20 protein-coding genes, 1 pseudogene and 1 riboswitch are annotated in these 20796 nt (G+C 74.9%); of the genes and pseudogenes, 8 read left to right on the top strand and 13 right to left on the bottom strand.

Features of this window, described 5'->3' with window-relative positions; genetic code table 11:
- Positions 1–379: 379 nt before the first annotated feature.
- On the top strand, positions 380–604 hold the full coding sequence (locus ABZ807_RS21610) for a hypothetical protein (RefSeq protein WP_357160700.1): 225 nt from the start codon (positions 380–382) through the stop codon (positions 602–604).
- A 118-nt stretch (positions 605–722) separates the two neighbouring features.
- Here the strand turns inward: ABZ807_RS21610 and ABZ807_RS21605 are convergent.
- Together ABZ807_RS21605 and ABZ807_RS21600 are read right to left on the bottom strand one after the other, a co-directional pair.
- Positions 723–927 (bottom strand): annotated as a pseudogene (locus ABZ807_RS21605) (peptide-methionine (S)-S-oxide reductase); the annotation flags it as partial.
- A gap of 236 nt (positions 928–1163) precedes the next feature.
- The gene (locus ABZ807_RS21600) at positions 1164–2015 is read right to left on the bottom strand and encodes an alpha/beta fold hydrolase (RefSeq protein WP_357160697.1); all 852 of its coding nucleotides are present in this window, start codon (positions 2013–2015) and stop codon (positions 1164–1166) included.
- A gap of 159 nt (positions 2016–2174) precedes the next feature.
- Here ABZ807_RS21600 and ABZ807_RS21595 point away from each other — a divergent pair, with 159 nt between their 5' ends.
- From ABZ807_RS21595 to ABZ807_RS21580, 4 genes are read left to right on the top strand one after another with little or no spacing between them, the layout of a single operon-like run.
- A complete protein-coding gene (locus tag ABZ807_RS21595) occupies positions 2175–3077 on the top strand; it encodes an ABC transporter ATP-binding protein (protein WP_357160694.1) in 903 nt (300 codons plus the stop codon).
- A gap of 1 nt (position 3078) precedes the next feature.
- On the top strand, positions 3079–3879 hold the full coding sequence (locus tag ABZ807_RS21590; RefSeq protein WP_357160691.1) for an ABC transporter permease: 801 nt from the start codon (positions 3079–3081) through the stop codon (positions 3877–3879).
- A gap of 29 nt (positions 3880–3908) precedes the next feature.
- The gene (locus ABZ807_RS21585; RefSeq protein WP_357160688.1) at positions 3909–5024 is read left to right on the top strand and encodes a sensor histidine kinase; all 1116 of its coding nucleotides are present in this window, start codon (positions 3909–3911) and stop codon (positions 5022–5024) included.
- Positions 5021–5644 (top strand): response regulator transcription factor, encoded by a 624-nt coding sequence (locus ABZ807_RS21580; RefSeq protein ID WP_357160685.1) that lies wholly within the window; start codon positions 5021–5023, stop codon positions 5642–5644. Before ABZ807_RS21585 ends, ABZ807_RS21580 begins: the two co-directional genes overlap by 4 nt.
- A gap of 153 nt (positions 5645–5797) precedes the next feature.
- Here ABZ807_RS21580 and serS read toward each other — a convergent pair whose 3' ends face one another.
- The 5 genes from serS to ABZ807_RS21555 all read right to left on the bottom strand — a co-directional run bounded on the left by serS (position 5798) and on the right by ABZ807_RS21555 (position 11524).
- Positions 5798–7084 (bottom strand): serine--tRNA ligase, encoded by a 1287-nt coding sequence (gene serS / locus ABZ807_RS21575; protein WP_357160682.1) that lies wholly within the window; start codon positions 7082–7084, stop codon positions 5798–5800.
- Positions 7085–7546: 462 nt separating this feature from the next.
- A complete protein-coding gene (locus tag ABZ807_RS21570; protein WP_357160784.1) occupies positions 7547–8626 on the bottom strand; it encodes a MerR family transcriptional regulator in 1080 nt (359 codons plus the stop codon).
- 76 nt (positions 8627–8702) lie between these two features.
- Positions 8703–9884 carry a saccharopine dehydrogenase NADP-binding domain-containing protein gene (locus tag ABZ807_RS21565; RefSeq protein WP_357160679.1) on the bottom strand — a complete coding sequence of 394 codons (1182 nt, stop codon included), beginning with the start codon at positions 9882–9884 and terminating at the stop codon, positions 8703–8705.
- A gap of 30 nt (positions 9885–9914) precedes the next feature.
- The gene (locus tag ABZ807_RS21560) at positions 9915–11087 is read right to left on the bottom strand and encodes a zinc-dependent alcohol dehydrogenase (RefSeq protein WP_357160676.1); all 1173 of its coding nucleotides are present in this window, start codon (positions 11085–11087) and stop codon (positions 9915–9917) included.
- On the bottom strand, positions 11084–11524 hold the full coding sequence (locus tag ABZ807_RS21555; protein ID WP_357160673.1) for a hypothetical protein: 441 nt from the start codon (positions 11522–11524) through the stop codon (positions 11084–11086). Before ABZ807_RS21555 ends, ABZ807_RS21560 begins: the two co-directional genes overlap by 4 nt.
- Before the next feature lie 187 nt (positions 11525–11711).
- On the opposite strand from ABZ807_RS21555, the gene ABZ807_RS21550 reads away from it, so the two are divergent.
- Complete coding sequence (locus ABZ807_RS21550; protein WP_357160670.1) at positions 11712–14417, top strand: LuxR C-terminal-related transcriptional regulator; 2706 nt, start codon at positions 11712–11714, stop codon at positions 14415–14417.
- A 63-nt stretch (positions 14418–14480) separates the two neighbouring features.
- Here the strand turns inward: ABZ807_RS21550 and ABZ807_RS21545 are convergent, their stop codons facing one another.
- The 3 genes from ABZ807_RS21545 to ABZ807_RS21535 form a co-directional block, all read right to left on the bottom strand.
- Positions 14481–15029: a DsbA family protein gene (locus ABZ807_RS21545; protein ID WP_357160667.1), complete on the bottom strand. Its 549-nt coding sequence runs from the start codon at positions 15027–15029 to the stop codon at positions 14481–14483.
- A gap of 153 nt (positions 15030–15182) precedes the next feature.
- The gene (locus ABZ807_RS21540) at positions 15183–15863 is read right to left on the bottom strand and encodes a BON domain-containing protein (RefSeq protein WP_357160664.1); all 681 of its coding nucleotides are present in this window, start codon (positions 15861–15863) and stop codon (positions 15183–15185) included.
- 362 nt (positions 15864–16225) lie between these two features.
- Positions 16226–16369 (bottom strand): hypothetical protein, encoded by a 144-nt coding sequence (locus ABZ807_RS21535; protein WP_357160661.1) that lies wholly within the window; start codon positions 16367–16369, stop codon positions 16226–16228.
- A 340-nt stretch (positions 16370–16709) separates the two neighbouring features.
- On the opposite strand from ABZ807_RS21535, the gene ABZ807_RS21530 reads away from it, so the two are divergent.
- Together ABZ807_RS21530 and ABZ807_RS21525 are read left to right on the top strand one after the other, a co-directional pair.
- Positions 16710–17078, top strand: coding sequence for an STAS domain-containing protein (locus ABZ807_RS21530; protein ID WP_357160658.1), 369 nt, complete (start codon positions 16710–16712; stop codon positions 17076–17078).
- A gap of 153 nt (positions 17079–17231) precedes the next feature.
- Complete coding sequence (locus ABZ807_RS21525; protein ID WP_357160655.1) at positions 17232–17744, top strand: SRPBCC family protein; 513 nt, start codon at positions 17232–17234, stop codon at positions 17742–17744.
- Between the two features lie 43 nt (positions 17745–17787).
- Here ABZ807_RS21525 and ABZ807_RS21520 read toward each other — a convergent pair whose 3' ends face one another.
- The 3 genes from ABZ807_RS21520 to ABZ807_RS21510 form a co-directional block, all read right to left on the bottom strand.
- On the bottom strand, positions 17788–18297 hold the full coding sequence (locus ABZ807_RS21520) for a hypothetical protein (RefSeq protein ID WP_357160652.1): 510 nt from the start codon (positions 18295–18297) through the stop codon (positions 17788–17790).
- Positions 18298–18415: 118 nt separating this feature from the next.
- Positions 18416–19474 (bottom strand): hypothetical protein, encoded by a 1059-nt coding sequence (locus tag ABZ807_RS21515; protein WP_357160649.1) that lies wholly within the window; start codon positions 19472–19474, stop codon positions 18416–18418.
- A gap of 4 nt (positions 19475–19478) precedes the next feature.
- Positions 19479–19610: riboswitch (cyclic di-AMP (ydaO/yuaA leader) on the bottom strand.
- A 141-nt stretch (positions 19611–19751) separates the two neighbouring features.
- Positions 19752–20666, bottom strand: coding sequence for a cation diffusion facilitator family transporter (locus ABZ807_RS21510; protein ID WP_357160781.1), 915 nt, complete (start codon positions 20664–20666; stop codon positions 19752–19754).
- Positions 20667–20796 lie beyond the last annotated feature (130 nt).

The raw sequence follows: 20796 nt of genomic DNA, 5'->3' as shown, positions 1-20796 counted from the left end.
CCTTCTACCCCCGCGACCTGCACCACGCCCTCAAAAGCGCTGGTGGCGATCGAACGGTAAGTGGGTGGTCGCCGGGGCGCTGGGCTTCGGTGGTGCAGCCGCCTGCCTCGCCTCCGCTGGCATCGTGCGCCGTCATCGTCGGTGCTGTCGTCGGCGGCGCTGGTTACGGTTACAACTGCTACCACGACAATGGCTACCGGTGGGGCAGGCGGTGCACCGGTCAGGCGGCCAAGGGGGCGGCCTATGGCGCGCTGACTGGCGGCGCCGGTAAGTACCTCAAGCTCCGTTACGCAGGCCGGAGCGTCAAGGCATCGCACCGCGGCGTTGGACGAGGCCGGTACGGTTCGTCCGGCTCGCACCGTGAGCGTGGCTTCCGCCAATGGTCAAGCAGGTGGTGGTGATCGCCGATGACTCTCCGGGAGGCATGATGAGCGGGCAGAGGCCAACCGTCGCCAGATGGGCGGTGTGGGTTCTCGGGATTATTGTCCTGGCATTCGTCACCCAGGTGGTGGCGTCGAGGTCTGGGCAGGAATGGGTGCAATCAGCCGGGTCTGTTCTGCTGATTTTCTTCGCATTCTTTGCCGCTCCGTACCGGACAAAGTAGTTCAGCACCTTCTTTGACTCAGTCGGAGGAGGACAACGCGAGGGCCGGCGGCCGAAACCGCCGGTCCTCGTCGTCGGGGATGGCTCATCCGAGACGCTCGTCTGCGTGGCCGGGTGGCTCAGCCGGCGGTGCGGGCTACGCCGACCGGGCAGCTCAGCCCGTTCGGGCCGTGGTTGCAGTAGCCGGTTCGGGTTCTTGGTCGGGACCAGGTACAGCTGGTGGCAGTCCTCGGCGAAGTAGTAATCACCGAGCCCGGCGATCTTCATGGTGATCTCGCCCTTGCCGGCTGGCGCAACGATGGATAGGAACGTGTCTGGGGATGCGTGCGGTGGCGAGTCGCTCGTCGTGGTCGAGTCGGTGCATGGTCAGTGGCAGCAGCGGGCAAGCGGTGCAGGGCATTCGTTCGCGTCGGCGGGCGGGTGTTCACCCCAGATCCAGTCGACGAGCGTTGCCTTCGGGACCACGCGACCAGGTTCGAGCGCGAGAGCGATCAACAGCCGGCCCGACCACGACGGCGGTTGCTCCCGGCGGTTCCTGTGGGCCTTCGTCAGGACCTGACTCACCAGCGGGGCGCGTCGCCGACGACGGCCGGCGAGCGGGTGGTGGCCATCTCCACCGCCCAGTCCAGCGCGCGGTCGGCCACCTTCTCCCAGCCCGGCTCGCCGACGGTGAAGTGCGACCGCCCGGGGAACTCCTGGTAGTCGGTGATCGCCCGGGACTTCCGGTACAGCGTGGCGTTCGACCTGACCAGCTGCGGTGGCGACACGTGGTCGTTGCCGCCGGCGATCAGCAGCAGCGGCGCCCGGTCGTCGCGCCCGTTGTCCACCGTCGCCGGCGACCGGGCGTCGAGGTTGGCGAACGCCCCCTCGAAGAGCACGTGCCCGGCCGCCGGCACCGCGTACCGCTGCCAGGCCCGGTCGGACTCCTCACGGGAGATGGTGTTGCCGAAGGCGTACCGGAACTCGTCGGCGGTGATCGGCACGGCCTTGTGCCGGTTGGCGGGGTTGCGCAGCACCGGGTACGCCGACCGCAGGGTGCTCACCGGCAGCCGGAGCACGCCCTTGACCGACGCGGGGGCGATCGCCACCACGGCCCCGCCGAGCCCCCGGTCGAGCAGCACCTGGGAGACCAGCCCGCCGAAGGAGTGCCCCATGATCAGCGGTGGGTTCGGCAGCTCCCGGACGAGTGCCGCGTAGTGGTCGATGATCCGGCCCAGGGTCAACCCGGCGATCGGGGAGGGATCGGCGCGCAGCGTCTCCACCTCCGTCTCCATCCCCGGCCAGGCCGGCGTGAGCACCCGGAACCCGAGGGCCCGGTAGTGCTGCGCCCAGTGTTCCCAACTGCGTGGCGTCGTCCACAGACCGTGGATCAGCACGATCGTGTCGACCCGTCCGGTCGGCGCGGTGCCCATTGGTGTACCTCCCCGACTGCCGGTATGCGCGGACCCGGCGGCATACCCGCTGGACGCCCCGGGAACCCCGCCGCAGCCGCCCGAGGCTGACATTTGTCATGGCGGGGTCGTGACGCGGGGGCCGGGGACGGCGTTCCGGTGGACCCCAGGATCGGTGTCATGACCAGTACGCAACCGGCCGTCGAGCTGGCCGGCCTTCGCAAGACCTTCGGACCGGTGACCGCCGTGGACGGGCTCGACCTGCGCATCGCCCCCGGCGAGGTGGTCGCCTTCCTCGGCCCCAACGGCGCCGGTAAGACCACCACGATCGATATGCTGCTCGGCCTGGCCCGCCCGGACGCCGGCACCGTCCGGCTCTTCGGCGGCGACCCGGGCGACGCCGTCCGGCACGGCCGGGTCACCGCCGTCATGCAGACCGGCGGCCTGCTCAAGGACCTCACCGTCGCCGAGACGGTACGGATGACCGCGCACTTCCACGGCCGTACCCGGCCGGTGGCGGAGGTGCTGGCCCGGGCCGGGCTCACCGGCGTCGCGGACCGCCCGGTCGGCAGATGCTCGGGCGGCGAGCAGCAGCGGCTGCGCTTCGCCCTGGCGTTGCTGCCCGACCCGGACCTGATGATCCTCGACGAGCCCACCACCGGGATGGACGTCGAGGGGCGGCGGGACTTCTGGCAGTCCATCCGGGCCGACGCCAGCGCCGGCCGGACCGTCGTCTTCGCCACCCACTACCTGGACGAGGCCGACGCGTACGCGGACCGGATCGTGCTGGTCCGGCAGGGGCGGGTGGTCGCCGACGGCAGCACCGCCGAGATCAAGAACCTGGCCGCCGGGCGGCTGGTCCGGGCCACCCTGCCCGGCGCCGACCAGGCCGCCCTCGCCGCCCTGCCGGGCGTCCTGGCCGTCGAGGTACGCGGCGACGGCGTGCTCGTCCGCTGCGCCGGCTCGGACGCGGTCGCCCGGCACCTGCTGACCCGCACCGCCGCCCGGGACGTCGAGATCACCTCCCGCAACCTCGAGGACGCCTTTCTCGCCTTGACCACCGACGACACCACCGGAGCCTGAGATGACGCTGACCTCGTCCGTCCCGGTCGCCGCCGACCGCCCGGCCCGCCGCCTGCCCGCCCTCGGCGGCTTTTCCCCGGCGGTGCTCGCCATCGAGATCCGCCGGCTGCTGCGCAACCGCCGCACGCTGGGCTTCACCCTGATCATGCCGGCGGTCTTCTTCCTCCTCTTCGGCCTGCCGCAGCGCGGGCAGGAGCTGCCCAACGGGAGGCCGGTGACCGCCTGGATCATGATCAGCCTCGCCGTGTACGCCGCGATGGTCGCCACCACCAGCGCCGGTGCCGCGGTCGCCACCGAACGGGCGCTCGGCTGGACCCGGCAGCTGCGGCTCACCCCACTACGGCCGGCGGCGTACGTGGCGACCAAGGCGGTCACCGCGATGGTGCTCGGCCTGGCTGCGGTCGTCGTCGAGTTCGGCGTCGGCGCGGCCGCTGGGGTGCGCCTGCCGGTGCGCGTCTGGTTGCTTGCCGGCCTGGCCGCCTGGCTCGGCTCGCTGGTCTTCGCCGCCCTCGGGCTCTTCGTCGGCTACCTGGCCCCGGCCGAGAACGTCATGCAGTACCTGGGCCCGGTCCTGGCGGTGCTGGCCATGCTCGGCGGTCTGTTTGTCCCGCTCGACGTGCTGCCGCACGTGCTCCAGCAGGTCGCCCGTTTCACCCCGGTCTACGGTGTCGGCCAGCTGGCCCGCGCCCCGCTGACCGACACCGGGGTGGGGCTCGCGGAGCTGGGCAACATTGTCGGCTGGACGGCGCTGTTCGGCTACGCCGCGTCCCGGCTGTTCCGCCGGGACACCGCCCGGGTCTGACCGAGCCTGCGGTCGTTAGCGTGTATCCGATGGACCTTCCCCCGGGCCGCCCCCGGTCGGTGAACCGCCACTGGCGGGTCACCGGCTGGCTGCTCGCCGCGGTCTGGCTCTTCTTCCTCAACATCCCGCTGGCCACCGCCCTGCACCAGGCGCAGCCGTGGCGGCGGGTGGTGGGCGTGACCACGCTGGTCGCCTTCGGCGTGCTCTACGTCGTGGTCTTCCAGTGGGCGCGGGCCCGCCGGGAGGCGCACCGGCCGGTGCCGGTCGGGCGGGCACGCGTCCTCGTCGCGTTGCTGCTCGGGCTCGGGCTGGCCGGCATGCCCGGCACCGCCGGGGACTGGCTGACCACCCTGGTCTTCGTCGCCGCGGCGGGGGTGTTCCTGCTGCCCGGCGTGGAGGCGCTGGTGGTGGTGACGCTCGCGGCGCTCACGCCGCTGGTCGCCGCCCGGCTGGTGCCGGGCTGGGAGGCGGAGAGCACGGTGGCCTTCGCGGTGCTGCTCGCCTCGTTCGCCATGTTCGGCGTGACCCGGCTGGCCCAGCGCAACGCCGAACTCCAGGCGGCCCAGGCCGAGATCCGCCGGCTCGCGGTCGCCGAGGAGCGCGTCCGCACCGCCCGGGACCTGCACGACATCCTCGGCCACTCGCTGACCGTGGTGGCGGTCAAGGCGGAACTGGCCGGCCGGCTGCTGGAGCTCGATCCGGCCCGGGCGGCAACCGAGATCGCCGACGTCGAGCGGCTGGCCCGGCAGGCGCTCGCCGACGTGCGGCGCACCGTCGGGGGGTACCGGGAGATCAGCCTGGCCGGCGAACTGGCCGGTGCCCGGTCGGCGCTGGCCGCGGCGGGCATCGCCGCGGAGCTGCCGGACGACGTGCCGGAGCTGCCGGCGGAGCGGGACGAGTTGTTCGGCTGGACGGTACGGGAGGCAGTGACCAACGTGGTGCGGCACAGCGGGGCGCGGCGGTGCGTCATCCGGGTCCACCCGGACCGGGTGGAGATCACCGACGACGGGCGCGGGCCGTCCGATCCGGACGGCGCCGGGCACGGCCTGACCGGCCTGCGGGAGCGAGCGCGCCGGCTGGACGCCACGGTCACCGTCGGCCGCCGCGCCGACGGTCCGGGCTTCCTGTTGCGAGTGGGCGCGTGAGCGCGTCGATCCGGCTGCTGCTCGCCGACGACCAGGCGCTGGTCCGGGGCGCGCTGGCCGCGCTGCTCTCGCTGGAGCCGGACCTGACCGTGGTCGCCGAGGTGGGCCGGGGCGACGAGGTGGTCGACGCGGCCCGCCGCACCGGCCCGGACGTGGCCCTGCTGGACGTGGAGATGCCCGGGCTGGACGGCATCTCGGCCACCGCCGAGCTGCGGGCGGCGCTGCCCGCCTGCCGGGTGCTGGTGGTGACCACCTTCGGCCGTCCCGGCTACCTGCGCCGGGCGATGGAGGCCGGGGCGAACGGCTTCGTGGTCAAGGACACCCCGGCCCGACAGCTCGCCGACGCCGTCCGGCGGGTGCACGCCGGCCTGCGGGTGGTCGACCCCACCCTGGCGGCAGAGACCCTGGCCGCCGGGGCGAGCCCGCTGACCGGACGGGAGACCCAGGTGCTGCGTGCCGCCCGGAACGGCGGCACGGTCGCCGACCTGGCGGCGGCGTTGCACCTGTCCGAGGGGACCGTGCGCAACCACCTCTCCGCGGCGATCGGCAAGACCGGCGCCCGCAACCGGGCCGACGCCGTACGCATCGCCGAGCGGAACGGCTGGCTGCTCGGCGGATGATCCAGCCCGGCTACGGGGTGCCGGTCCCGATCCGGCGCGGATGGACATACGTCGTTGCGCTGGGCGCTGCCCGTCCCGCCGCGCCGATGGGTCCGATGCCGGAAGACGGACGGCGGGGACCGGGAGACCCGGACCCCACCGACGTCGAGGCGGTCAGCGGACCGGCGTGAGCCGGTCGGTGCCGAGCCGGTCGCGGAGCACCTCCGGCACCAGCACGGAGCCGTCGGGCTGCTGGAACTGCTCCAGGATGGCCGGGAAGAGCCGGCTGGTGGCCAGCGCCGACCCGTTGAGGGTGTGCACGAAGCGGGTCTGCTTGCCGCCCGGCTCCCGGTAGCGGATGGCCGCCCGGCGGGCCTGGTAGTCGCCGGCCCAGGAGACCGACGACACCTCCTTGTACTTGCCGGTGCTCGGCATCCAGACCTCGATGTCGAGGGTCTTCTTCATCGAGGCGCTGGCGTCGCCGGCGGAGAGGAGGCTGCGCTGGTAGTGCAGGCCCAGCCGCTCGACCAGGCTCTCGGCGTGGGTGAGCATCTCCTCCAGCGCCGCGTCGGCCTGCTCCGGCAGGGTGAACTGGAAGATCTCCACCTTGTTGAACTGGTGGCCCCGGACGGTGCCGCGCTCGTCCGAGTGCGAGCCGGCCGCCTCCCGCCGGTAGCACGGGGTGTAGGCGAACGCCTTCAGCGGCAGCTTCGCCGTTTCCAGGATCTCGTCCTGGTACGCCCCGAGGATCGCCGTCTCCGAGGTGGGCAGCAGGAACTGCCCGCGCGGGGCCGACTCGCGGTCCAGGTGGTAGACGTCGTCGTGGAACTTGGGGAACTGGCCGGCGGCGTAGCCGGCGGTGTCCAGCAGCAGGTGCGGCGGGAGTAGGAACTCGTAGCCGGCCTTGACGTGCTCGTCGATGAACCAGTTGATCAGCGCCCACTCCAGCCGGGCGCCCAGGCCGGTGTACATCCAGAAGCCGGAACCGCCGAGCTTGACCCCGCGCTCGTGGTCGACCAGGCCCAGCATCCGGCTCAGCTCGACGTGGTCGCGGATCTTCTCGATGACCGGCGGCGCACCGAAGGTCCTGACCACCCGGTTGGCTTCCTTACCGCCGGGGACCACGTCGTCGGCGGGCAGGTTGGGCAGCTCGCTCATCGTGCCGCGCAGCCGGGCCTGCACCTCGTCCAGCTGGGACTCCAGCTCGGCGAGCTGCTTGCGCTCGGCCTCCGGCGCGACAGGCTCCGGCGTGGTGCCGGCCCGCTTCGCCTGCGCGTACGCCCGCGCCTCGGCCTTGCGGCGTTGCCGCTCGGCGTCGATCTCGCTGATCAGCGCGCGGCGCTCCTGGTCGAGCCGCTGGATCTCGTCCAGGACCCGGTTGACCTCGGCGGGATCCAGCCGCTTCGCCAGCGCGGTCGCCACCGCCTCGCGATCCTTCCGGATCAACTCCATGTCGAGCATGCTGCTCCGTACGCCTCCGTCCGGGATGTCAGGTGAGACCCCCAGATGCTACCTTCGCGCCTCTCCGCCCCCGGTACGGCCCGGACGAGCGAGGCCTCTCGACCAACGGTGCCTCCCCACCGGCGAGGCCCGCTCACCAACCGTGATGTCGGCGTCGCTGGGCGCTGGTGTGACTGTGGGTGATGGACGCCGAGGCGACGGCCCCGCACCGCCGCCCCTCGATCCGACCGCACCTCGCTGACCAGCACTACCGTGGGTGAGCGCCGACGGGCCGCTCGCGGCCGGACCCCCGGATGAGCCGGACGCTGGATGAGCCGGGGCGGCCAGTGAGGCGACCGGCTGCACCGCCGGACGGAGATCGGCAGCACCGCCGGACGGAGATCGGCAGCACCGCCGGACGGAGATCGGCAGCACCGCCGGACGGAGATCGGCAGGACGGCGGGCGGGGCGATCCCGGCGGGGTCAGAGCCGGATCGGCATCAGGATCGAGAAGGCGTCCTCGTCGTCGGGGCGGCGGATCGCCAGCGGGGCGATCGGGCCGTCCAGCTCCAGCACCAGCTGCGGGCCGCCCGCGGCGTCCAGCGCGTCCAGCAGGTAGTCGCCGTTCACGCCGACCCGCAGCTCGCCGGGGCCCGCGGTCAGGTCGTCCGGGCCGAGCAGGCGCAGCCCGTCCCGCTCGTCGAGGCCGAGCACGGTCACCGCCAGCGGCACGCCGTGGTGATCGCGGGTGACGGTGGGCGCGCCGCCGCCGCGCAGCGCCGCGCGCAGGGCGGGCGCGTCCACCGGGATCCGCCGGACGGGGGCATCGCCCGCCCGGTGCAGCAGCCGGCGGTAGTCGGGGAAGTCGTACGGCAGGGCGGTCGCGGTGACCTCGCGGCCCGCCACGGAGACCGTCACGTCGGGGCCGGCCAGGGTCAGGTGGACCTCGGGGGTCACCCCGGCGCCGGTGTCGAGCAGGGCGCGGACCTCGTCCACCGCGTCGACCGGGAGCAGCGCGCGCACCGCCGGGCCGTCCACCCGCCCCGGGGTACGCGCCAGCGCCAGGCGGTGCCGGTCGGTGGCGACCAGCCGGACGCCGTCGGGCTCCACGTCGAGCAGCACGCCGGCCAGCACCAGCAGCTCCGGGTTGGCGCCGACGGCGAAACGGACGGCGTCGACGGCGGCGGCCAGGTCGACGCGGGACAGCACGATTCGGGTGGTCATCGGGGTCTCCTCGGGATCGAGCAGGGCGCGGATCCGGGAGAGCTCGCGACGGGCGTCGGCGAGGCCGTCCTCCAGCCGGCGCAGGTGCGCGTCGAGCAGCCGCCCCACCACCGCCGGCTCGGCCCGGTGGCGCAGCGCCTCGGCGATCCCTGCCAACGGCATGCCGACCCGTCGTAGCCCGGCGACCAGCCGGGCCGGGGCCACCTGCTCGTCGGTGTACCACCGGTACCCGGTCGCCGGGTCCACCAGCGCCGGGGCCAGCACCCCGCAGCGGTCGTAGAACCGCAGGGCGCTGACCGTCAGGCCGCTGGCCCGGGCCAGCTCGCCGATGCTGCGCAGCTCGCTCTCCACGACGGTGATCCTCTCGCCTCAACCAGGTCGAGGGTCAAGCGGCCGGGCGGCAGACCCGCCGCGCTCAGCGCGGCGCGTCCAGCACCCGGAACGTCATGCCCGCCGTCAACAGCCGGTCCAGCAGCTGGTCACCCATCGCGGTCACCGGGGTGACCTGCCCCGTGGTGGCCGGCAGGTCGTCGCAGGCCAGGCAGAGCGCGGACTCGGCGAGCATCTTCGCCGTCTCGTCGTACCCGGGGTCGCCGCCGGAGACCTCGGTCAGCACCCGCCGGCCCCCGCCGGAGCCGAGGAAGCGCACCCGGAACCAGGACTTCGCCCGCTGCTCGGCGCTCGGCCCCTGACCGGAGGAGAGCCGGCCGAGCAGCCAACGCCGGGTCGGGGGCAGCTTCACCAGGCCGATCAGGCCGGCCAGCCCGACCCCGCTGACCAGCACCGTGGGCAGTCGCTTCACCGCGGCGAAGTGCCGGTAGCGGAAGTCCGGGCCGTACTCCGGGCGGGCCGCTGCGGACCGGCGGATCACCTGCGGGTCGATGGTGGGCAGCGGCACCGCCCACATGCCGATCTCCTTCGACCGGCCCACCCTGCCCGGCACCGCGCGGACCCGGCGCCCCTCGGGCCGGGGCTCGACCGCCTTGCGCTCCTTCGCCGCCCGGCTCGTCTCGCCCGTCCGGGAGAACGCGGTCAGCGCCGAGTGGTACGTCCCGGCGGAGAACCGCCCGCCCACCCGGACGAACCCGTCCACGGTGATCGGCCCGTCCGACGGGAGCTGCTTGACCGTGTACCAGGCGCCCAGGTCGTGCGGGATCGAGTCGAAGCCGCAGGCGTGCACCAGCCGCGCCCCGGTGCGCACCGCCTCGGCGTGGTGCCGCACGTACATCAGGTCGACGAACTCCGGCTCGCCGGTGATGTCCAGATAGTCGGTGCCGGCGGCGGCGCAGGCGGCCACCAGCGGCTCCCCGTAATGGATGTACGGGCCGACGGTGGTGGCCACCACCCGGGCACTCTTGGCGACCGCCCGCAGCGAGGCGGCGTCGGTGACGTCGGCGGTGAGCAGCGGCAGTTCGGCCAGTGCCGGCTCGATGTCGGCCAGCCGGTCGCGGACCGCCGCCAGCTTGGCCGGGTTGCGGCCGGCGATGGCCCAGCGCAGCCCGGCGGGCGCGTGCCGGGCCAGGTACTCGGCGGTCAGACCACCGGTGAAGCCGGTCGCGCCGAACAGGACGATGTCGTACAGGCGGTCATCGCGCATCCGCCGAGTCTGCCACCCGGGAGGGGCGCCTCACCCCTGCGGCGTGAAGACCGCCCGGACGCAGCCGTCGGCCCGGTCCCGGAACAGCGCGTACCCGGCCGGGCCCTGCTCCAGCGGGAGCCGGTGGGTGGCCAGGTGTTCCGTGCGCAGCTCGTCGCGGGCCATCCGGTCCAGCAGCATCGGGATCCACCGCTGCCCGTGCTGGCGGGCGCTGCGCAGGGTGAGCCCCTTGTTCATCACCGCGCCGAGCGGGAACGTGTCGACGAAGCCGGTGAAGGTGCCGGAAACGAACACCGTGCCGCCCTTGCGGCAGGCGTGCACCGCCTCCCGCACCGCCAGCGGGTCTTCGCCGCCGCCCCGGCGGCCGGTGAACCGCTCGGCCAGCGTCGGGGGCACCGCCGCGCCGTCGGCCGCGCCGACCGCCTCCACGCAGACGTCCGGTCCGCGCCCGCCGCTGCGTTCGCGCAACTCCGCGGGGACGTCGGTCAGGTCGTAGTTGAGCGTCTCCGCGCCGGTGTGCCGCTCGGCCATCCGCAGCCGCTCCGGATGTCGGTCGATCAGGATCACCCGGTCCGCGCCGAGCAGCGTCGCCGCCTGCGCGGTCAACTGGCCCACTGCGCCCGCGCCCCAGACCGCGACGACGTCGCCGGGGCCCACCTCGCCCAACTCGGCGCCCATCCAGCCGGCCGGGGCGGCGTCCGAGGCGAAGACCGCCCGGTCGTAACTGACCGGGTCGGGCACGGGGAACGCACCGACGTCGGCGTACGGCACCCGGACGTACTCGGCATGGCTGCCGGCGAAGCCGCCGAGGGCCCGGGGATGGCCGTAGCAGCCGGCGGTGGGCTGCCCCCACGCCGATTCGGCGACAGCCGGGGCGGTGCCCCCGTTGTCGCAGCAGGAATGCAGCCCCTGCCGGCAGTACCAGCAGCTGCCGCAGGCGACCGTCGCGCTGACCACCACCCGGTCGCCGACCCGGTGCCGGCGCACGGCCGGGCCGACCTCGGCCACCTCGCCGACGAACTCGTGCCCCAGCACGTCCCCGGTGGCCTGGAAGGGCAGCCGACCGCCGAGCAGCGGCAGGTCCGCCCCGCAGGTGGCGCTGCGCCGGACCCGGACGATCATGTCGTGCGCGTTGCGCAGCTCCGGGTCGGGCACCTGGCGTACCGCCAGCGAGTCGACGCCCTCCCAGCAGAGCGCCCTCACCCCGGCACCGTCGGGCGGTCCACCGGTGAGCGGTCCGCGCGCAGCAGTTCGCCGGTCTCGGCGAGCTGCTTGACCCGGCGCAGCACGTCCCGCAGGAACAGGCCCGGGTCGTCCCCGACCAGGTGCGCCGCCATCCCGGGCAGGGTCGTCATCCCGCCGAGCGGCCGGGCGGCCAGTTCGCTGCCGCGCCCGCCGGGCGCCGGGCGCAGGCGCAGCTCCACCGCGCCGTCCAGCGGCCGCAGCGGCTCCGGCCAGCGCCGGCCGGGCAGCACCTCCGCGGGCGGGCGGTCCACCGTCACCACCTGCCAGCGGCCAGGTCGCGGGTCGGCGCCCGCCACGCGCGGCCAGCACCCCCGCCGACGTACGACCAGCGTGCGCAGGACCGCCGCGCCGGCGGTGGCCGCTCCGAGGGTGAGCCCACCGAGGACCCGTCCCATCCGTACCACCTGCCCCTCCGCCGTCCGGTCCGGCTGCGCTGCGGATGACCGGTCACGCGCGGTCGCCCGCGTACGTCCTATGGTCGGCGCGGCCCGGGTGAGGTGGGCTCCCCCTCAAGGGGTGAACCCGTCCCGGCCGGGTAAGCGCCGCCGACCGGGGGAGGAACGCGTCGACGGGGGTGGGTGCATGCCGCAGTGGCAGCTCAGCAGCAACGGGATCGCCGAGGCGTCCGCCGGCCCGCCGCCGCTGCTCGCCTCCCGGCTGACCCCGCCCGCGCTGCCCGAGCCGGTGCTGCTCCGGCCGCGGCTGACCGGACGGCTCGACGTCGGCACCGCCGGGCCGGTCACCCTGGTCCGTGCCCCGGCCGGCTGGGGCAAGACCATTCTGCTGGCCGCCTGGGCGCGCGCCGCGCCGGAGCCCGGGCCGGCGTGGGTCCAGGTGGAGGAGGGCGACACCGGGGAACGACTCTGGGCGTACCTGGCGGCGGCGCTGCGCGGGGTGGCCGAGCAGGAGGCGGAGACGCCCGTACCGGCCGCCCCGCCCCGCCCCGACCAGCTGGAGCTGCTCGCCGCCGGGCTGGCCGCCCGGGAGCGGCCGGTGCTGCTGGTCCTGGACGACCTGCACCGGGTCACCGACCCGGCAGCGCTGACCGGGCTGGAGTTCCTGCTGCGGCACACCGACGGGCGGCTGCGCCTGGTCGCCGGGGCCCGCACCGAGCTGCCGCTGGCCCTGCACCGGTTGCGGCTGGCCGGCGAGCTGACCGAGATCGGTCCCGACGAGCTCGCCTTCACCGACGACGAGGTCGCCGACCTGCTGGTCGCGCACGGCGCGCCGCTGCCCGCCGGGGCGGTCGCCCGGCTCCGGGAGCGGACCGGCGGCTGGCCGGCCGGGCTGCGGTTCGCCGCGCTCGCGGCCCGGGACCGGCCCGACCCGGAACGCTGGGCCGAGCGGTTCGGCGGCGACCAGCCGGACGTCGTCGCGTACCTGCGGGCGGAGGTGCTGGCCGGGCTGACGCCGGCGGCGCGGGACCTGCTGTTGCGGGCCGCGGTCGCGCCGGCGGTCCGCGCGGACCTCGCCGACGCGCTGACCGGCCGGGGCGACGGCGGGCAGGTGCTGGCCGGGCTGGCCCGGGACAGCGGCTTTCTGCACCGCGACGACAGCGATCCGCCCTGGTACCGGGCCCACCCGCTGCTGGCCGACCTGCTCCGCGAGGAGCTCGACGGGCTGGCCGACGACGAGCGGCATGACCTGCACCTGCGCGCGGCGGGCTGGTACGCCGGCCACAACCGGCCGGCCGAGGCGCTGCGGCACGCGCTGGCCGCGGGCGAGTGGGAGCGGGCCACCGAGCTGCTGCTCACCGGCTGGCCGGAGCTGATCCCGTACGACCGGGAGACCGGTGGCGGCCCGCCGCCACCGGCGCCGCCGCCGGAGGCGGTCCGCCGGGACCCGGAACTGGCCCTGGCCGGCGCCGCCGAACGGGCGTACGCGGGGGACATCGGGGCCGCCACCGCCCGGCTGCGGGACGCGCTGGCGGCGGCCCGGTCGCTGGCCGCGCCGCGCCGGGACCGGTTCCGCCGGCTGGCCACCGCCCTGGAGCTGACCCTGGCCCGGCTCGCCGGCGACCACCGGGAGGTACGCGCCGCCGCCGCGCGGCTGCTGTCCACCCGCGACCCGGCGCAGGTGGAGAGCCCGGACACCGGCGACCCGCGGACCGGCGAGGACGCCGACGTGCGGGCGGTGGCCGGCACCGCGCTCGGCCTGGTCGACCTCGCCGAGGGCGACCTGCGGGCCGCCTCGGCCGGCTTCGGCGCGGCGCTCGACGCTGCCCGGCGGGCCGGCCGGGCGCGCACCGAGCTGGTCTGCGCGGCGCGCTGCGCGGTGCTGCACGCGCTCGCGGGGGAGCTGCGCGCAGCCGAGCGGACCGCCCGGGCAGCGCTGGAGATGCCGGCCTGCCAGGGGTGGTCGAGCCGGACCGAGTGCGGCCACGCCCACCTGGCGTTGGCCCTGGTGGCGCTGCACCGCGACCAGCCCGAGGAGGCCACCGCGCACCTGGCGCTCACCGGCCCGGCCGGCGGGGACGCGACGGTCGCCGCCGCGGCGGCGCTGTGCCGGGGCGCGCTGCTGCGCGACGCCGGCGAGCCGGCGGCGGCGACCCAGCTGGTGGTCCGGGCCCGGATGGAGCTGGCATCCGGGCCTGCCGCCGGGGACCTCGCCGACCGGCTGCTCGCCCTGGAGGCGGACCTGCGCAGCGAGCAGGGCGACGTGGACACCGCCCGCAGGCTGCTCGCCGACCGGGCGCGGGCGCCCGAGCCGCCGCCGCGGCTGGCGCTGGCCCTGGCCCGGGTGGAGTTGCGGGCCGGCGACGTGCGGGCGGCCGGCTACGCGCTGCCGGACTGGGACGCCCCGGCCGCCGAGGGCTGGCCGTTGCCGGTACGCCTCGCCGCCGGCGTGCTGGAGGCGGTGCTGGCCCGCCGGGGCGGCGACGACCGGCGCGCCGGTCGGCTGCTGGAACGGGTGCTCGACCTGGCCGGCCCGGAGGGCTACCGGCGGGTGTTCACCCGCGCGGAGCCGGCGGTGCGCGACCTGCTCGCCGCCCACCTGGACTCCGGCACCGCGCACTGGCCGACGGTGAGCGACCTGGTCCGGGGCGCCGACGAGCCCGCCGAACGGGGGCCGGCCGGGTCGGAGCGGGCGCTGGACGAGCCGCTGACCGAGCGGGAGCTGACCATCCTGCGCTATCTCCAGAGCATCCTGTCCAACGTGGAGATCGCCAGCGAGCTGTCCGTGTCGGTCAACACCGTCAAGACGCACGTGCGCAACATCTACCGCAAGCTCGACGCGACCCGCCGGCGGGAGGCCGTCCGGCGGGCCCGCGAGTTGCGGCTGATCTGATCCCGCTCCGCCGGCCGCCGCCGGGCGGTGCGATCCCGGCGGCGGCCGGCGCAGTGGCGGGGGTCAGGCGCCGGCCGCCGCGTCCACCGCGGCGAGCAGCTCCGGCAGGTCGTACCCGCCCTCGTGGCGGACCTCGTTGACGAAGAGGGTGGGCGTGCCGGCGACCCCGCTGCGGATCCCGCCGACGAAGTCCCGCCGGACCCGGTCGGCGTACGCCTGCCGGTCGACCTCCGCGCGGACCCCGTCCGGCGGCAGGCCGAGCTGTTCGACGCCGAGCGACAGGTGCACCGGGTCCAACTGGTCCTGGTGCTCGTAGAGCCAGTCGTGCATCTCCCAGAACCGGCCCCGCCGGCCGGCCGCCTCGGCGACCTCGGCCGCGCTCTCGGCGTACGGGTGCACGTTGGCGATCGGGAAGTGCCGGTAGACCAGCCGTACGGTGGCGCCGCGCTGGCGCAGCACCTCGGCCAGGTTCCGGTACGCCGCCCCGCAGAAGCGGCACTGGAAGTCCGCGTACTGGACGACGGTGACCGGCGCGTCCACCGGCCCCCGGACGTGGTCGCTCCCGTCAACCGGCGTCCGCAGCCGGGCGGTCACCTGCAGCGGCGTGGTCATCGCGCCACCACCCGCCGTTCGGCGGCGAGGTGTTCCGGCGCGTCGGTGACGTCGGCGTCCGGGCGCCCGGGCCGGACCAGCCCGTCGGAATCAGTCATGACTCCCACCCTGCCGCCCGGCCGGGTGAGGGCGGATCACCCGGCCGGGGTGGTCTCAGCGGGCCACTGTTACGTGGTTGTGCACCTCGCGGATGCCGGGGGCGGACCAGACGGTCCGCTCCACCTCGTCGCGCTCGGGCACGGAGTGCGCCAGCCCGTCGATGACCGCGGTGTCGCCGTACACCTGGACGCTGATCCGGTCCGGCTCGGTGGCCGAGTTGCGGGTGAGTGCGTCGACGATCCGGTCGGGCAGTTCCTGGCCGGCCGGCGCGGTGGGCGGCCGTACGGTGACGCCGTTGCTCACCCCGCGTACGCCGGTCAGCCGGCCGACCACGCGCTCGGCGGCCCGGCGCTGGTACTCCCAGTCCACCCCGCCGCGCAGCGTGACCCAACCGTCGGCGACGGTCACCTCCAGGTCCTCCACCGGCACGAAGGCGTCCCACTCCAGGGCGTGCTCAACGGCCCCGGCGAGCTCCGCGTCGGTGCGTTGGGCCGACGGGCCGATCCGCACGGCCAGGTCGTTGGCGACGGCCCGGACCCGGGCCACCCGGTGCGCGGCCCGTTCGGCGGCCCACTTCGCGGCGTAGCTGTCCACCCGGCCGGTCAGGGTCACCACCCCCTCGGCGACGGTGACTCCCACCTCGGCGGGGCTCACCCGGGGTTCCCAGGTCAGCTCGTCGAGCACGTCGGTCTGGATGTCCTGGTCGGTACGCGTGACGGTGGTCGCGCTGGCCATGCGCTCACTCCTCCCGGGTTCGGGACACGGGGCGGGTCACCGCCCGCCGACCGCGATCCTGCCACCGTGCTGGGTGAGTCCCCCTCGCCTGCACCGGGTGACCGGCCGGCCCACCGGCCGGGAGCGCTTCCATATCGGACGCTGTCACCGGCGGAACTGACCGCCGTGACCAACTGCTGCCAGGCCTGGTCGGCGATCCGCCCCGGGTTGCTGCGGCGCTCCAGCAGGTTGCTGCCGAACATGGGTACCTCCTCGGGGTGCCGAAGTCTGCGGCCACGTCGGACGTCGACGTCTGCGGCGCGTCTCGGTCCGCCTGTCCCACCAGTGCCCAGCCGGGACGCGCCGCAAACCCACGTCGGACCTCAGCCGACCGTGACCACCGCGACGCCGCCGGCGAAGTCGTCGTCATCGTCATCGTCTTCGTCCTCCCCGCCGCCAAAGCCACAGGCCAGGACGAGGGCGAGCAGCGCGCCGACACCGGCCAGGCCGAGCAGTCTCCTGAGCATCGATCGTTCCTTCCGTCGTGGTGGAAGCCTCGCCCGCCGACCCTAGGCCGGGCTGGCAACACGGCCGGGGTCGCGCGCGGGGCCGTTAGGCTCGCCGGGCGGGCCGGATACGGGCCCGACGGGACCGGGGCCGCTACCCTGGGGCGGTTGCAGCGTCCGGGCCCGGTCTTTCGTTACATGAGAACGGGACCAGGAAGAACTCGCGGAAGGTGGGCCGGTCCGTCCGGATCCACGAATTGCTCATCCTGAGGGGTGGCGACCGAGGCCGTCGGAGGAATACGCTCGGTCGCGGCCCGCGTACTGACGAGGCGCCCGTGGACGGGCGAGTGGAGGTGCTCGCGTGAGCCTGTCGATCGTGAAGTCGGTTCTGCCGGGTGGTGTCATCGAAATCGCTCCGCGGGGGGAGATCGACGTCGACACCGCGTACGAGGTGCGTGAGGCGATCGCCGAGGTGCTCGCGAAGGGCCGTCCGTCCCGGATCGAGCTGAACATGCGACTCGTCACCTTCATCGACTCCGTTGGCATCAGCGCGATGGTCGCCGGGTTCCAGACGGCCGAGGTGAGCGGCGTCAAGCTGGTGGTCACCGAGCCCAGCCGGTTCGTCCACCGGCAGCTCTGGGTCACCGGCCTGCTCGGCCTCTTCGGCGCCCCGGAGCCCTACTTCGCCGGCGCCGGCGCTGCGACCCCGGAGGTCCTTCCCGGCGCCTGACCGGGGCACCCCGCCCGCCGGCTCCCGCTGGCCGGTCGAGCGTCACCATGCCGCCGATCCGGCGGTGACCCACCGCCGGCGTGGGGTCGAGGGAGTTAGTCCCCGCTCAGCCCGGACACGTCGCCGCCCGAGATTCCCCGCCGGGACACCGTCATGCCGCCCGGCGTTGCCAGCCCGGCCCCGGTGCGGGACGATCGGGCGACCGACGACGCGTGGGAGGGTGGAGTGGTCCGGCGGGAGTCGTTCAGCTACATGGTGCAGGCGCGCTGCTCGCGGGCGGACGCGGTGGCGCTGCTGAGCGATCCGGTCCGTCAGGGGGAGCTGCATCCGCTGATCGTCCGGGTGCGCCAGCTGCCGACCCGTCCGGGCGCGCGGGCCAGCTACGCGATCACCGACCGGCTGGAGTTGGGGCCGCTGCGCTTCCCGGTCACCTACCAGGCCGACGTCCTGGTGGTCACCGACGACGAGATCGTCACGGTGGCCCGGCAGCAGCCCGGCACGACGGTGCGCAACCACACCCGGCTCCGCGAGGAGGGCGACGTGCTGCGGATCGACGTGGAGATCACCCTCTCCGCCCCGGCGCCGCTGTTCGGGTACGCGTTCCGCCAGGCCCGCGCCGCGCACCTGGGCCTGGCCAGCCGGCTCGGCGCGGTGCTGAACCGGTAGGCCGACGGCGGCCCGGTCCCGAACTGAGCCTCCGGCCCCCCGCTCAGCGGTGACCGGCGGGCGTGGCCGCCGCCGCCCGGCGGCGCGGCGGGAGCGCCCGGCGGGTCCGGCCCCACGGCTTCCAGGTGGAGATCACCGTCATGGCGACCAGCAGGCCGGTGGAGACCGCCGGGGCGACCACCACGTCGATCCGCTGGTGTGCGGTGGCGTCCGGTCCGGCGGCGGCGCGCAGGTTCGGCGTCAGCGCGAACAGCACCAGGCCGGTCATCACCGTGGTGAGCACCAGCTTGACCACCACCCAGCGCCAGCGCAGCAGCCCCCACGGGGTCAGCAGCGCGCTGGCCACCCCGACCAGCCACACCAGCACGCTCAGCGGCGCGAAGAGCCAGGTGGCCACCAGCGCCGCCGCCGGGTAGACCGCCCCCGGGGCGGCCCCGCGCAGCCCGGCGACGCCGAGGGTGAGCAGCACGAGGTCCGCGCCGAGCCAGCCCAGCGCGGTCACCAGGTGCAGGGTGAGCAGGGCCTTGCGGGCGGCGGGGGAGAGTCGGGTCATGCCCCGATGCTCGTCCGGACGCCGCGGTCCGTCGTGGGCCGGCCGGCGACATTGCGGGTACGTCGGTAGGCGTACGGCCCCGGGCCCGTCCGCGCCGGACGGGCCCGGTCGGGGTCGGTCAGTAGACCGACAGGTGCACGTGGTTGGTGTGGTCGCTGGACGGGTCCCCGCCCGCCCCGCTGTACGACTTCCACCCGCTGCTGGGCAGCCAGATCTGCCGGTACCAGATCACGTAGAGCACGCCGAGCCGGTCGGCGTTGCGGATGAAGTATGCGGCCAGGTTGTTGCCGTACGTCTTGTCGCCGCCGGTGGCATCGCCGCCGAAGCCGTTCTTCTGGGCGGCGAAGTCGCAGGCCCGGCCCTTGGGGTGCTCGCCCGAGCCGCTGGGGCGGTGGCAGGAGACGTACCGGGTGAAGCCGGCCGCCTGGGCCTGCTGGAGCGCGTGCAGCATGCGCGGGGTGATGCAGCCGTCGGCCGGGGTCGGGTCGTTGACGCTGCACGACTCCGGGGGCCAGGAACCGTCGGAGTTGCGCGGCGCCGGCCGGGCGTTGGCGGTGGAGGTGCCCCGGTTGGATCCGACGGTGGTGGTGGCGGCGGGCTTGTCGGCGGCGGCCACCGCGAGCGCCCGCTCGGCCTGTTCCTTGCGCTTGGCCATCACCGCGACCTGCCGGCGCTCCTCGACGATCTCCTTGTCGAGGGCGGCCTGGGTGCGGGTGGCCTCGTCGCGGGTCCGGATCAGGCTGCGCAGCTCCCGGTCCTCGTTGGCGGCGACCGTCTCCAGCGCCGCCGCCCGGTCCAGGAAGCCCTCCGGGCTGGAGCTGTTCAGCAGCGCCGACACCGGCCCCAACCGGCCGGTCCGGTACGCCACGCCGGCGATCTCGCCGACCCTGCCGTGCTGGACGGTCAGCTCCGACTCGATGGTCTTGAGCTGCTCGGTGAGCTCCCGCTGCCGGGTGGTGGAGCGTTCCAGGGCGGCCTTGGCGTCGATCCAGCCCTTGCTGGCCGCGTCGAGCTGGGCGCGCAGCGCCGGGCTGCCGCCCTCGTCGTCGCCGGGTGCGGCGGCGAGCCGGGTGGCGGGGGGAGCGGCGGCCACCGGGACCGGCGCGGACGACACGCCGAGGGCGAGTGTCGCGACGACTGCGGCCGCCAGCCGGGCGGTGGTACGTCGTACGTGCATGCACATGTCCTTCCGTCAGCCGCCGACCGGGTTAGCTGACGGGTTCGGGACGGAAGATCCCTACCGCTGACGCGGATGCACCCCACGAACATGGTTCCCCGGCTCGCCCGGGCGGGCGATTAGGCGGCGGCCAACGCCGGCACCGGAGGGTGCCGCCTGGCGGAGGCCGGGCCCGAGCCTACCGGTACGGGTGTGACACCCGCCCGTTTCGTGACTGAGGGTACTGGAGAGAATCCTGGTGTAGGTGGCGTAACCGGACAATACGCGTCCGATTTCGTCACCACTCGACCGGGCCGCACGCGCCGGGGGCGGCGCCCGGCTCGATCTGGAGGGTGGCGTGCTCGATGTGGAAGTCCTCGTGCAGGGCGCTGCGGGCCGCGGCGAGCACCGTGCCGACCTCGGCGCCCGGGGCCATGGTGAGGTGGGCGGAGGCGACCTCCATGCCGGAGGTGAGCGTCCAGACGTGCAGGTCGTGCACCTCGGCGACGCCGGGGACGGCGGTCAGCCGGTCGTGCACGGCGGTCACCTGGAGATGCTCCGGGGCGGCCTGGACCAGGATGCGGACCGCCGCCCGGCCGAGCCGCCAGGTGCGAGGGAGGATGAACAGGCCGATCGCCACCGCCACCGCCGGGTCGGCCCACCACCAGCCGGTGCCGGCGATGAGCAGCGCGGCGCCGATCACGCCGAGCGAGCCGAGCAGGTCGCCGAGCACTTCCAGGTACGCCCCGCGCAGGTTGATGCTCTCCTGTGCCCCCTCGCGCAGGAGGGCGAACGCGACGAGGTTGGCCAGCAGGCCGAGCACCGCCACCGCCAGCATCGGCCCGGTACGCACCTCCGGCGGCTCGCCGAACCGGCGTACCGCCTCGATCAGCACGTAGACCGCCACCCCGCTGAGCAGGACGGCGTTGGCGAGCGCGGCCAGCACCTCCAGCCGGTAGAGCCCGAAGGTCCGCTGCGGGTCCCCGTCGCCGCGCCGGGTGGCGGTGATGGCGGCCAGCGCCATGCCGATGCCGAGCACGTCGGTGAACATGTGCCCGGCGTCGGAGAGCAGGGCCAGTGAGCCGGTGCCGAACGCGGTGACCGCCTCGACCACCATCAGCACGGCGAGCAGCGCGAAGGCCGCCCAGAGCCGGCCCCGGTGGCGGTGCGCGGCGCCCGCGACCGACCCGTGGTGCTCATGACCCGCGCCCACACCCACCCCCTCCATCGCCCCCACACCCCGAACCCAACCTATGCTGACATCGCTATATATGCAACTAACCCCGCCCCCCACCCACCACCCCGCCACCCCCAACGGGCTGCACCTTCAGAGAAAGAGTGGC

Origin of the sequence: Micromonospora sp. NPDC047548 (genome assembly GCF_040642975.1) — a bacterium.
Classification (GTDB): Bacteria; Actinomycetota; Actinomycetes; order Mycobacteriales; family Micromonosporaceae; genus Micromonospora.
This window is presented reverse-complemented; position numbering and strand designations above follow the sequence as displayed.

What these genes read in the sequence shown, in the direction of transcription:
- ABZ807_RS21610 (WP_357160700.1), top strand. Translation starts at nt 380, where the DNA reads ATGGTCAAGCAGGTGGTGGTGATCGCCGATGACTCTCCGGGAGGCATG.
- ABZ807_RS21600 (WP_357160697.1), bottom strand. Translation starts at nt 2,015, where the DNA reads ATGGGCACCGCGCCGACCGGACGGGTCGACACGATCGTGCTGATCCAC.
- ABZ807_RS21595 (WP_357160694.1), top strand. Translation starts at nt 2,175, where the DNA reads ATGACCAGTACGCAACCGGCCGTCGAGCTGGCCGGCCTTCGCAAGACC.
- ABZ807_RS21590 (WP_357160691.1), top strand. Translation starts at nt 3,079, where the DNA reads ATGACGCTGACCTCGTCCGTCCCGGTCGCCGCCGACCGCCCGGCCCGC.
- ABZ807_RS21585 (WP_357160688.1), top strand. Translation starts at nt 3,909, where the DNA reads ATGGACCTTCCCCCGGGCCGCCCCCGGTCGGTGAACCGCCACTGGCGG.
- serS (WP_357160682.1), bottom strand. Translation starts at nt 7,084, where the DNA reads ATGCTCGACATGGAGTTGATCCGGAAGGATCGCGAGGCGGTGGCGACC.
- ABZ807_RS21565 (WP_357160679.1), bottom strand. Translation starts at nt 9,884, where the DNA reads ATGCGCGATGACCGCCTGTACGACATCGTCCTGTTCGGCGCGACCGGC.
- ABZ807_RS21555 (WP_357160673.1), bottom strand. Translation starts at nt 11,524, where the DNA reads ATGGGACGGGTCCTCGGTGGGCTCACCCTCGGAGCGGCCACCGCCGGC.
- ABZ807_RS21550 (WP_357160670.1), top strand. Translation starts at nt 11,712, where the DNA reads ATGCCGCAGTGGCAGCTCAGCAGCAACGGGATCGCCGAGGCGTCCGCC.
- ABZ807_RS21545 (WP_357160667.1), bottom strand. Translation starts at nt 15,029, where the DNA reads ATGACCACGCCGCTGCAGGTGACCGCCCGGCTGCGGACGCCGGTTGAC.
- ABZ807_RS21540 (WP_357160664.1), bottom strand. Translation starts at nt 15,863, where the DNA reads ATGGCCAGCGCGACCACCGTCACGCGTACCGACCAGGACATCCAGACC.
- ABZ807_RS21535 (WP_357160661.1), bottom strand. Translation starts at nt 16,369, where the DNA reads ATGCTCAGGAGACTGCTCGGCCTGGCCGGTGTCGGCGCGCTGCTCGCC.
- ABZ807_RS21525 (WP_357160655.1), top strand. Translation starts at nt 17,232, where the DNA reads ATGCCGCCCGGCGTTGCCAGCCCGGCCCCGGTGCGGGACGATCGGGCG.
- ABZ807_RS21520 (WP_357160652.1), bottom strand. Translation starts at nt 18,297, where the DNA reads ATGACCCGACTCTCCCCCGCCGCCCGCAAGGCCCTGCTCACCCTGCAC.
- ABZ807_RS21515 (WP_357160649.1), bottom strand. Translation starts at nt 19,474, where the DNA reads ATGCACGTACGACGTACCACCGCCCGGCTGGCGGCCGCAGTCGTCGCG.